The organism is Mesorhizobium sp. BHbdii (genome assembly GCF_053848045.1).
Genome location: NZ_JBSPKX010000183.1, coordinates 1 through 468 on the forward strand (window position 1 = coordinate 1; position 468 = coordinate 468).

1 protein-coding gene is annotated in these 468 nt (G+C 66.0%); it reads left to right on the forward strand.

What is annotated here, in order from left to right; translation table 11 throughout:
- On the forward strand, window positions 1-355 hold a 355-nt coding region (locus tag ACWTU8_RS32520), incomplete at its 5' end, for an alpha/beta hydrolase fold domain-containing protein (RefSeq protein WP_455851336.1).
- Window positions 356-468 lie beyond the last annotated feature (113 nt).

Sequence of the window (468 nt, forward strand, 5' to 3'; positions counted from 1 at the left end):
CCGGCACGCCGATGCGCCGATGCTGACCATGCGTGATCTCGAATTCTACAAGCATATTCGCACCGGCGGGCGGGATCGGACCGGAGACATAACACTCTCGCCGCTGGCCGATGCCGACTTCGCCAACCTGCCGCCGACGGTCCTCATCACCGCGCAGTGCGACCCGCTGTCTTCCGACGGCGAGGCTTATCGTGACCGCATCATCGCGGCGGGCGGGCGGGCCAGCTGGGTCGAGGAACCGGGTCTGGTGCACGGCTATCTCAGGGCCCGGCATACGGTCGGTCGCGCCCGTGAAAGTTTCACCCGCATTGTCGATGCGGTGATTGCCATCGGCCGGAGCACCTGGCTCTGGTGAGCGATCTTCCTGTCGAGTGAGCGATTGCACGGACGTGAGCGGACGCGGCCAGGCGTAATGCAGGCGCAATGCAGAGCAGGCAGACCCACTCCGTGGGTGGCCGGCAGCAGGAA